General features: G+C 53.2%; 10 protein-coding genes. 6 read left to right on the top strand and 4 right to left on the bottom strand.

Going from position 1 to position 10913, the window contains the following annotated elements:
- Positions 1–74 precede the first annotated feature (74 nt).
- The 3 genes from kynU (at position 75) to FH871_RS23220 (ending at position 3287) form a co-directional block, all read left to right on the top strand.
- A complete protein-coding gene (kynU, locus tag FH871_RS23210) occupies positions 75–1322 on the top strand; it encodes a kynureninase (protein ID WP_138993822.1) in 1248 nt (415 codons plus the stop codon).
- Positions 1323–1366: 44 nt separating this feature from the next.
- Entirely contained in the window at positions 1367–2665 is a 1299-nt protein-coding gene (locus FH871_RS23215; protein WP_138993823.1) for a DoxX family protein, read from the top strand.
- A 109-nt stretch (positions 2666–2774) separates the two neighbouring features.
- Entirely contained in the window at positions 2775–3287 is a 513-nt protein-coding gene (locus tag FH871_RS23220) for a TlpA disulfide reductase family protein (RefSeq protein WP_138993824.1), read from the top strand.
- 32 nt (positions 3288–3319) lie between these two features.
- On the opposite strand, the gene galU is transcribed toward FH871_RS23220, so the two are convergent.
- The 3 genes from galU to FH871_RS23235 form a co-directional block, all read right to left on the bottom strand.
- Positions 3320–4189: a UTP--glucose-1-phosphate uridylyltransferase GalU gene (galU, locus tag FH871_RS23225; RefSeq protein WP_114405935.1), complete on the bottom strand. Its 870-nt coding sequence runs from the start codon at positions 4187–4189 to the stop codon at positions 3320–3322.
- Positions 4190–4287: 98 nt separating this feature from the next.
- On the bottom strand, positions 4288–5283 hold the full coding sequence (locus FH871_RS23230; protein WP_138993825.1) for a mevalonate kinase: 996 nt from the start codon (positions 5281–5283) through the stop codon (positions 4288–4290).
- A 148-nt stretch (positions 5284–5431) separates the two neighbouring features.
- The gene (locus FH871_RS23235; protein ID WP_138993826.1) at positions 5432–8014 is read right to left on the bottom strand and encodes a GH116 family glycosyl-hydrolase; all 2583 of its coding nucleotides are present in this window, start codon (positions 8012–8014) and stop codon (positions 5432–5434) included.
- 129 nt (positions 8015–8143) lie between these two features.
- Here FH871_RS23235 and FH871_RS23240 point away from each other — a divergent pair, with 129 nt between their 5' ends.
- Positions 8144–8332, top strand: a complete 189-nt coding sequence (locus FH871_RS23240) for a hypothetical protein (RefSeq protein ID WP_133299806.1) — start codon at positions 8144–8146, stop codon at positions 8330–8332.
- A gap of 262 nt (positions 8333–8594) precedes the next feature.
- On the opposite strand, the gene FH871_RS23245 is transcribed toward FH871_RS23240, so the two are convergent.
- Entirely contained in the window at positions 8595–8966 is a 372-nt protein-coding gene (locus FH871_RS23245; RefSeq protein ID WP_138993827.1) for a response regulator, read from the bottom strand.
- A gap of 222 nt (positions 8967–9188) precedes the next feature.
- Between FH871_RS23245 and FH871_RS23250 the strand changes: the two genes are divergently transcribed.
- Together FH871_RS23250 and FH871_RS23255 are read left to right on the top strand one after the other, a co-directional pair.
- Positions 9189–10121, top strand: coding sequence for a ThuA domain-containing protein (locus FH871_RS23250; protein WP_138993828.1), 933 nt, complete (start codon positions 9189–9191; stop codon positions 10119–10121).
- Between the two features lie 143 nt (positions 10122–10264).
- A complete protein-coding gene (locus tag FH871_RS23255; protein WP_138993829.1) occupies positions 10265–10903 on the top strand; it encodes a DUF1080 domain-containing protein in 639 nt (212 codons plus the stop codon).
- Positions 10904–10913 lie beyond the last annotated feature (10 nt).

The raw sequence follows: 10913 nt of genomic DNA on the forward strand, positions 1-10913 counted from the left end.
GAGTTAAGAGTTATGAGTTGGCTGACGCACGCAACCCATAACTCTTAACTCATAATTCTTAACTAAAAAAAGCTATGCTTTTTGAAAATTCCCTGGCCTTTGCCCGGCAACTCGATCAGGCCGACCCGCTCCGCTCCTACCGCGACCGGTTTTACATCCCCGAACGCAATGGAAAACCGCTGATCTATTTCTGCGGTAATTCGCTGGGCCTGCAACCCAAAACCGCCCGGCAGGCACTGGATCACGAGTTAGCGATCTGGCAACAACACGGCGTCGAAGGCTGGTTTGAGGGCAAGAATCCCTGGCTGACGATTCATCAGCGTTGCAAGGAACCGCTGGCGCAAATCGTTGGAGCCGACCCGTCGGAAGTGTGTCCGATGAATAACCTGACGGTCAACCTGCACCTGCTGCTGACGTCTTTTTACCAACCCACCGGAAACCGCACGAAAATTTTGACCATCGGCGGTGATTTTCCTTCGGATCAATACGCACTCGAAACACACCTCCGGACGCGCGGTCTGAAACCGGATGAAACGCTGGTCGAAGTTTTTCCCCGCACCAATGAACATACCTGGCAAACGGCGGATATCCTGGATGCCATTGAGCGGCACCGGGATTCGCTGGCGCTCGTGCTGATGAGCGGTTTGCACTACTATACCGGGCAGGTGTTCGACATGGCGGCAATTGCGCAAAAAGCCCGTCAGATTGGCGTTCCCATCGGATTCGATCTGGCCCATGCCATTGGGAATATCCCCCTTAAACTGCACGACTGGGGCGTAGATTTTGCGGTCTGGTGTTCGTATAAATACCTCAATTCCGGGCCGGGCGGGGTTTCCGGGATCTTTGTTCATGAAAAACACCACGCGGCTGCCTTGCCCCGGCTGGCCGGCTGGTGGGGATACGACGAAGCCCGGCGGTTTGAAATGACCAAAGGATTTGTGCCCATGCCGGGGGCCGACGGCTGGCAGCTTAGCACCCCGACGGTTCTGGCGATGGCGGTTCACCACGCGGCTTTGCAGCTCACCGCCGAAGCGGGCCTGGAAGCGTTGCGCCGAAAAAGCGAATTGCTGACCGGTTTTCTGGAATTCGTTCTTCGTGAAACGGCAGGTTTACAGATGATTACCCCCACCAATGCAGCCGAACGCGGTTGCCAGTTGTCGTTATTGGTTCAGCACGACGGAAAAACCGTCTTCAACCGACTCACCGAACAGGGCATCATCGGCGACTGGCGCGAACCGGATTGCATTCGGCTGGCCCCTACACCTTTGTACAACTCGTTTGAAGAGGTCTGGCGGGTTGGTCAGGCGTTTGCGTCCTGCTGAGGTTTTTGTATTTTGTGGCTGATTCCTCCCCGTCACAACCTGTCATGTCCCAGTTCATTTCGTATCCTTTGCAGTGGAACCCGGCTCAAAAGCTGGCCTTCCGTTTTTTCTTTGCCTATTTTCTGCTCTATGTCTTTCCGTTTCCGCTCTCCAATGTGCCCGGCTCCTACTTCCTGACCAGTTCCTACAACGACGTCTGGCATGCGCTGGTGCCGTGGGTAGGCCGAACGATTTTGCAACTGCCCAATGAAATCACGGTTTTTCCGAACGGAAGCGGAGATACGACGTTCAACTACGTTCAGCTTTTTTGTTTTGTCGTTCTGGCGTTTGCGGCCACCCTGGTGTGGTCGGTGCTCGACCGAAACCGGGCCAACTACAATACGATGCTGTACGGGCTGCTGGTTTTGCTCCGGTATTATCTGGCCATTACGATGTTCACCTACGGTTTTGCCAAAGTGTTCAAGACCCAATTTCCGTTTCCCAGTATCACGCGGCTCATGGAACCCTACGGCCAATCGTCGCCCATGGGACTGGCCTGGACGTTCATGGGGTATTCGACGGCCTACAACTGGTTTACCGGTCTGGGCGAGATCATCGGGGGTGCCTTGCTTTTGTTCCGAAAAACGACGGCTTTGGGCGCTATTATTCTGGTGGCGGTTATCGGCAATATCGTCGCCATCAACTTCTGCTTTGATGTCCCGGTGAAGCTGTATTCGTCGAATCTGCTCCTGATGGCGCTGTTTATCCTGACCACCGACGGCCGACGATTGATGAATGTCCTTTTGTTAAACCGCCCGGCACCCGCTCTCAATCTGACGCCTTTCCGAACATCCCGCCGGTGGCGGACAGGCCGAATTATTTTCAAGACGCTGGCAATCAGCTTTGTTCTGTACGGCCAGACTTACGGCGGTTTTATCACTGCAAAGCAATACGGTGACCAAGCTCCCAAGCCTCCGCTTTACGGCCTGTATCAGGTCGAAACCTTCGCACTGAATGGCGATACGCTGGCACCCATGCTGACAGACACGACGCGCTGGCGGCAGGTAATGGTTGGAGGGTATATAAGCTATCCGACTCTGACGATTCGGTATATGAATGATTCACTGCGAAACTATGCCTTTGAGCCGGATACTGCAAAATTACAAGCCGTCTTATATGCCCGTTCCGACACGGCTCACAAATACCGGCTAACCTACCAGCAACCAGACACGAACTCCCTCATTCTGAAAGGATTCAACCAAATCGACTCTATTTATGTCCGGCTGAAAAAACAGGACATTCGGCAGTTTCTGTTGGTAAACCGGGGTTTTCACTGGATCAACGAATACCCGATGAACCGCTGAGTATGCCTGATTTTTTGGAATAAAACCGTACAATTATTACTCCTAAAAAAGTAGTTGTATTTTTAAGTACTTTTTCTGAAATTACTACCGGATTTTAACAGAAACCCTTATGAACCGGCTCGTTCCTATTTTGTCCCTTCTGCTTGTCAGCAATGCATTTGGTCAGGTACAAGCTGGCCGGGAAGTTGAAGGCAAACCTGAATCCGGACAACAAGCCCCTGACCTGGTTTTGTCCGATAAGCAGAACAGACCGGTTCGGCTTCTTTCTTACACAGGCAATGTGGTTCTGGTTGATTTCTGGGCAAGCTGGTGCGATCACTGCCGTCAGGAACACGTTCGACTGAAAGCCCTTTATGATCAATACAAAGACCGGGGCCTTCAGATCGTCAGTATTTCCATCGATAAAAATCCGAAAGCCTGGCGAAAAGCCCTTCAAAAAGCGGAATTGCCCTGGACGCAGCTCACCGATCGGGTAGGCTCCCGAAACATCATTGGCCCTCAATATGGCACGAATTCCATTCCCATCAATCTGCTGATCGATAAGAATGGATATGTGCTTCGAAAAGGATTACACGGCACCGAACTGGATCGGCAACTCGCGCTGGTCTTTAACACGCCATAATGCAGCGACGGACGTCCTGGTTTCGTCGGTACTCAGGAATGGGCGGCTACGATTTCCTTTAAAAAGGCCAGGAACGGGGCGGAGAATTCCTTGCGTTTCAGCGCAAATTCAACGGTGGTTTTCAGGAAATCCAGTTTGTTGCCGATGTCGTGGCGTTTGCCCTCGATGCGGTGCGAATAGATGTTTTCGCGTTTGAGCAGCAGCAACATCGCATCCGTCAACTGGATTTCGTTGTTTTTTCCTTTGGCGGTTTGCTCGATGGCGGCAAAAATGTCGGGCGTCAGGATATACCGGCCCGCGATGGCCAGATTCGACGGAGCGGCTTTGATGGACGGTTTTTCAATCAGCGTATTCAACTCCATGATGCTGTCACTCAGGGCCGTGCCGCCCACAATTCCGTAGCGGTTTACCTTGTCGGCCGGTACTTCTTCCACGGCGATGACCGTTCCCCGGTACTGGTCATACGTATCGATCAACTGCTGGGTCACCGGAATCACCGAATCCATGATCGTATCCCCCAGCAACACCGCAAACGGCTCGTTGCCTACGTGATGCCGGGCGTAATAAATCGCATCGCCCAACCCGTTCAGTTCTTTTTGCCGGACAAAATGAATATCCGCCATGTCCGACAACCGGCGCATTTCCAGCAACAACGCTTCGTCTTCTTTCTCCTCCAGCCGGGTTTCCAACTCGTAATTCCGGTCGAAATGGTCTTCGATGGAGCGTTTGCCTTTTCCGGTAATAATCAGAATATCTTCAATGCCCGAATCGACGGCTTCCTGCACGACGTACTGAATCGTGGGCGTGTCGATAATCGGCAGCATTTCTTTCGGTTGTGCTTTGGTGGCCGGCAAAAATCGGGTTCCCAATCCGGCAGCAGGAATTACGGCTTTCTTGATCATAATTTTGAATGAGTGAATGAGGAATGAGTGAATAAAAAATGGCCGCAGCTATTCAATTATCGCACCGGCGACCCGGTCACTCATTCTATCATTCTAAATTAAACTACATAAGGTTTGATGACACGGGCGTTGAGGTGTTTCATCTCGACAAACAGGCGGTTGAGCATGTCGTCGTCCTTGTAAATACCGACAATCGCCCCGCCCGAACCGGCAAACGAGGCCGAGGCTCCGATTCGGCGGGCGGCCGAAATCATTTCCAGGTTGCTCTCGCTGATGGTATAGATGCGTCGGCGCAGGTCGAAATTTTCGTTCACCAGGGCGTGCAACTGACTGGTTTCGTTGTTCAGAATGGCCTCCCGACCCTGACGAGCCACGTCGGCGATGTCCTGCAACGTCTTGACCACCAGTTCCTCCCCCTTGTCCCAGCGCGACCGAACGTCGTTGTGAATCCGCCCCGACTGCTTGCCGAGCGACGTTTTATAAGCAATATACAGTTTGGGCAACAACCGCGGCTCGATGGGTTCGTAGTCACCATGACCGGTTTTTTCCAGCAGTTCCCGGTCAAAATTCATGTAAACGCAGCCTTCGTAACACTGAATTACGCGGTCCTGCAAGCCGGCGGTGATACCCAGCTCTTCCGACTCGGTTTTCAACACCAGCGTTGGTAAATGCGGCAGCGGAATTTCAACCTGATAGAATTTCATCAGTGCCCGAAACGTCGCCACAATGATGGCACTGGAGCCCGAAAGCCCCACCTGGCGCGGAATCGACGTGCTGTAGCGGATGGTGAAGTTTTTGTTGGGAAGCCGAAAACCGTGCTGATCGCAGTATTCACAAAACCGCTTGAGAGCCGCTTTGATGAGCGGCACCCCGCCGTGGTAGCCCAGCGAGGCAACGGCGTCACGCAGGTGGTAAATACTCCGAAACGAGTTGGTGTCCTGTTCCTGGGGCTCGATATTCAGTTCCGGTGACTCATAGAGCGACACTGACGCGCCGAAGTTTCGTACGGAAATCGAGATCGTTTTGCCAAAAAAACCGTCGGATGGATTGCCTAACAGCCCGGCGCGGGCGTAGGCGCGAGTTTCAATAATCAAGAGTTTTCTTAATTGGTACCGTTTGGCGGCAAGTTAGGAGATAAATGACTAATGAACAATGAAAACTGAGAGATCGGACTCGGGATTCTGCGTATACGCGGCCCTGTCAGCGGTCGAAGACCCTGACAGGGCCCATCCCGGCAAACACTTACTTGACCGTAAACGCCAGCGGTTTCCCTTCCGTCACTTCCTGACGCTGCTTAAAAACCTGTTTCCCGCCCCCTTGCAGGGCAAACTCCCGAAGCCGGATTTTGCCGTCCAGCACCGCCAGACTTACCCGGTTCCCTGTCCCCTCCGAACGGATCGTGCAGGTTCCCCAGGCCGAACCGTTCGACCAGAAATAGGTTCCGGGTTTGGCGGTAAAGGTCATCGTTTCGGTCACCCCGGAATACAGAAAACCGCTCCAGGCCAGAACCGTATTCCAACTGGTCATCGAACGGGCGTAGTGGTGACCGCATTCCGGCTCGTTAAACGGATTGCGCTTGCGGCCATCGAACCGGTCGCGGATGCTTTTAAGGCATTTCAATGCGTTGTCCGTTTGCCCTTCATACAGCATTCCCACGGCGGCTGTGTACTCAAAACCGGTCATGGATTCGGCAAAATACGGAAAAGGCACTTTCAGCCGGCCTTTGGGCCAACTGGCCATCAGCAGCCCCGATTCGTCGCCCAGTACGTACGACCGCATGTTGTTGAAATGGTCGGAAAAGTTGTCCAGGTAATTGTATTTCATGATGCTTTGCAGCGATTTCTGAATATGTTCCGGTTTGGCCAGGTAGCCCAGCCCCAGCATATGCGCCATCATCTGCCCCACCAACTGATCGACCAGACAGCCTTTTCCCAACTGGTAATCCGGAACCTGGACGTCCGGGTTCCCCTCCCAATTCAGAAAGGCAAACGTTTTCGGGTCGGTGATTTTGTGTTCGTAATACTCGCCGTTGAACAGATTCTGGTCCATCCAGGCACTGCCTTTCCGGTACAAATCCGCACATTTTTGGGCCAGCGCCGGGTCTTTCATGGCCGTTGCCATTTCGGAGGTGGCTTTCAAGGCGCCCAGATACCAGAAACCCATCTGCGGATTAGGGCCAAAATAATCCACGTCCATCGTGTTGTGCTGCCGACCTTCCATCACCCCGTCCTGATTGCCATCCCAACCGCCCTGAATCCAGGCGTAGCTCATCACCCTTTTGACCTGCTCCCAGTTTTTCCGCAGAAATTCGGGATTGCCCGACAGTTGCCAGTCGCGGTAAAACTTCAGAATGGTCCCCATTTGACCGTCGGCGGCCACGTTTTTCCAATCCTGGGCTTTCGACAGCGGCAACATCACCCGAAAACTCATTTTGCCTTCCGGATTGGTCGCGTAGTTAAATTCAATATCCCGCATCGACTGCGAGAGATCGGCGAAGAGAAAAGCCGTCGCCTGCTCGTAATTCCAGACGTGCGTACACGAGCCGAAACAGGAGCCAAACTCGTCAAAAACGCCCTCCCAGCCCATCATGTGTCCGCTCGGAATCCGGAACACGGTTTGGGAGCGCAGCGTAGCCAGGTTGAACAGGGCCGCTTCCTTGATCACATCGGGGTACGAACTGGATAAAAAAGCCTGTACAAACTGAAGTGTTTTCTGTTCCAGAACCGGCAGACGGGGCAACGTCTTTGTCATCACCTCCCAGGCATCGGCATACTGCGTCGAATAATAATTGCCGATGGCATCCTGCCCCGCCTTTGACGAAAACGACGACCAGGCCTGTCGGTTCGGAAAGTTCCAGGTGATGAAGAACGTGTAGGTCTGCGTTTGGCCCGGCGCAATGGTTTTCTGCACGGCCAGCGACGCCAGCGGATCGTCGTCCACCAGTTTCGCCTTCTCCGTTAGTTGCCCGTCCGCGCTGAAATCGTCCCAGAAATCGAGCATGGCATTTTCCCAGTCGTTCGAGCGCGACGAGGTGCGGTAGCTCACCCCCGCCGGGCTGTTGGTCGTCAGCGCGATGGTTCCCCAGGCCGGGTCCTGCCGACTGACGCTGTCTGAAAACAGGTAGATCCCCTGAAATCCCGCGCCGGTTTTGTAGACATTGGTATTCTTTTTCGCGCCGGTTGGCACCACATCGCCTTTCCAGTCTTTGTGGGATTGACTGCCATCTTTTCCGACAAAATTGCGCATCGAACCACAAACCGACACCGTTAGTGGTTCTTTACCGGTATTGGTCACTTCGTAGGCCAGCACGGCAATGGGAATACCACTCGAATCGGCATTGCCGGGAATAAACGGATTGAAGCCCTTAACCGTCACCTTTACCGGCATTTTGGCGTCCGACAAATGAACCTGCCCAAAGGGATAAGCCGCATCGAATGACGCTTCCGAAAACCGGGGAAAACCGTGCTGATTGACCGGTCGGCCTTCGTAGTGCAGGTACTCGGCCGGATCGAGCGGACCAATCAGGGCTTTGGTCAACGGCTTTCCGCCGACGGGCAACACGTTGATGGCAAAAAAGGGCGCATTGTTTCCGACCGTAACGGTACTGAAACCTTTGGCGGGTTTGTTCATGATTTCCCAATCACGCAATTCGCCCCGACCACCCAGCGAAACGGTGCCGGTGCCGATGCCGCCCAGGGGCAGCGCAAGGTTGTAGAGGTGATGTGTGTCGTAGTGTTTTAACACCGGCCAGGGCGCGGGTTGCCACTGGGCAAAAACCGTCCGGGTGCCAAGCAGCAGCAGAACGAAAATACGGGAAAAAGTCATCGGGTCTGGGGTTAATCCTGTAAAGGTACGAAAGAGGATGCGAACCGGAATGGCATGTCTTTTGATAGAATTTACCCGTCAGCTTAGTCCATTGGTTATTCAAAGTTCACTTAACGATTTTCTTTTCCCATGAAATCCATCTACCCGATTGGAGTTTCAGTATTCCTGTACAGTTTGATCGCTGGCTATTACGCCTACTCGGCAATTCACAACTCCTCCAAATCCCCTGATAAAGTTCGCCGGCGCTTGCTGGCAGCGCTGGCTTTCGGCTTTGGAGCGATTTTGCTGGGCTGGATGTCCTATGAATTTTTTCGATAGCGTACCCACCTTCATCACCATTCTGATTTTTCCGTGCCCACCCCTATGATTGAAGATACCTTATTTACCGTATTACAAGCCTTACCCACAGCCATTGATACCCCTCTTGTTATATTTGACAATCCAGAACAGGCCCAGACCTGGATACAACTCAATGGTCTTGAGAAAGATAACCTATGGGTTATTACCAATGACGAGCGTCAGTACTGGGTGGTTTCGGACGATGTAGGGAAACAATTGATCAACCTGGGATTCCAGCGAATCAAAGTGAAACGCCCACCAGTTCCTCCACGATCTTCAGAAGTTCGCGGGGATGAAACGGTTTAGACAGGTAGGCATCGGCCGGAAACAGGGAGGTAATATTTTGGTTTAGGATCGCCAGATCGATCGAAACCGCCACAACCGCCGTGGTCGAAGCCCGGAGTTTCCGGACTTCCCGGATCACGTCACTCCCATCGCCGGACGGCAAATGCATGTCGGCAACCACCACATCCAGCTTGTGCTGGTGCATAATTTGAGTAGCCTGCTGAATATCGCCGGCCTGAAAAGTAGCATAACCCGCCCGTTGCAGGGCATCTACCATGAGTTTTCGTTGAGAAGATTGGTCTTCAACTACCAATACCGACTTCTTCATTCGACAAAGATGGGAATACGAACAAGTTCTATAAACCGTATTTGGGCAACGATTACCTACGCTCTTTTATCAGGCAAATACCAGACCAATGTTCAAGAAAGTTTGTTTGCGGTATTGGGCCTGAAAACCGCCCGGTCCTCCAAATCTGTGCCAATCAAACCGGGTTTTCAGTAGGGAAATGACGTATATTCCTTTTGTCCACAAACCCATCCGGAAAATGATATGCGCGCTTTTTTAGTCGTTTTATTTTTTAGTGCATCCAGTCTCGGAAATCTGTTGTCGGTTATATGCCCGGATGACCCTTTCTTACCCGCTTCTCTTCGTCCGTCCAGCAGTCTGACAACCGCCCCCGCCAAAAAGCGGATCGTGTTCATTGCGGGTGCCTGTAGCCACGGAGCCGGCGAGCACGAACACAAAGCCGGGTGCCTGCTGCTGGCCCAACGATTGAACACAACGATGCCCACCGTCGAGGCCGTCGTTTATTCAGATGGCTGGCCCTCCGATCCGTCGGCGTTTGCCAACGCGGCTGCGATTGTCATTTACGGCGACGGTGGAGAAGGGCACATGATCAACCGACACCTGGAATCGGTGAATACCCTGATGAAAAAGGGCGTTGGACTGGCCTGCATTCACTACGCCGTGGAAGTTCCCAAAGGAACCGCCGGTACCTATTTTCTGGATTGGATCGGGGGCTATTTCGAAACGTTCTGGTCGGTGAACCCGGTTTGGACCGCCAGCTACAAAAGCCTGCCCAAACACGTCATTACGACGGGCGTACAACCGTTTACAATCAACGATGAGTGGTATTACCACATGCGTTTCCGCCCGAATCTGGACGGCGTAACGCCCCTGCTCACGACGGTGCCACCCGCTTCGACGCTGGAACGGAAAGACGGCCCGCACGAGAACAATCCGGCGGTTCGGGCCGAAGCCGGCCGACCCCAACACACCGCCTGGTGCCGCGAACGACCCAACGGCGGGCGCGGTTTCGGAATCACCGGGGGCCATTACCACCGGGTCTGGGCCGATGATAATTTTCGTAAACTGGTGCTAAACGCCATTGCCTGGGTCGCGAAAGTGGACGTACCCGCCGGGGGCGTTTCCTCCGCAACGCCTTCCAAAGAAGAAATGGGGCTGAATCAATGTCCGCATTGAGACGAACCGTTTACGGCGAAAACCGTTCAACCGATGGCTTTGGCTTGCTACGCCGGGCGTTTTAAACGGATTTCTTCCTGATGGTATTCGCCGTACTTTTTTGAACCTGTGTTTCTAAACCTTATACTCACTCTGCTGATCCCATGAAAGTTTCACTTTTTTTCACCCTCATCGGCTGTGCCCTCCTGGCGGGGTTCATAGCGCGGTATCCCCAGAAGGCAGTCCGAATTTTCGATGGCAAGACGTTCCGGGGCTGGGAAGGCGACACACTCAAAACCTGGCGCATACGGGACGGTGCCCTGGTGGGTGGTTCGCTCACCGAAACCGTGCCGCACAACGATTTTTTATGCACTACGCGCCCGTACGCCAACTTCATTCTGCGGGTAAAATTCAAACTGCTCGGAACTGACGGTTTTATCAACACGGGTGTACAGTTCCGCAGCAAACGACTCACCAACCCAGCCTACGAAATGACAGGCTATCAGGCCGATCTGGGAAAAGGCTATTGGGCCAGTTTGTACGACGAATCGCGCCGGAACAAAACGCTGATTGCGCCGGATTCAATGCTGGTTAAAAAAATCCTGAAACCCAACGACTGGAACGACTACGAAATCCGGGCCGAAAACCGCCGGATCCGGCTGTACCTGAACGGCACACAAACGGTAGACTATACGGAACCGGACCAAACCATTCCGCAGGAAGGGCTGATCGGTTTACAAATCCACGGCGGTGGCAAGGCGGAGGTGCATTTCAAAGATCTTTTTCTGGAGGAATTACGCTGAGATAAGCCCC

This window comes from Larkinella sp. C7, from assembly GCF_006149005.1.
Taxonomy (GTDB): domain Bacteria; phylum Bacteroidota; class Bacteroidia; order Cytophagales; family Spirosomataceae; genus Larkinella.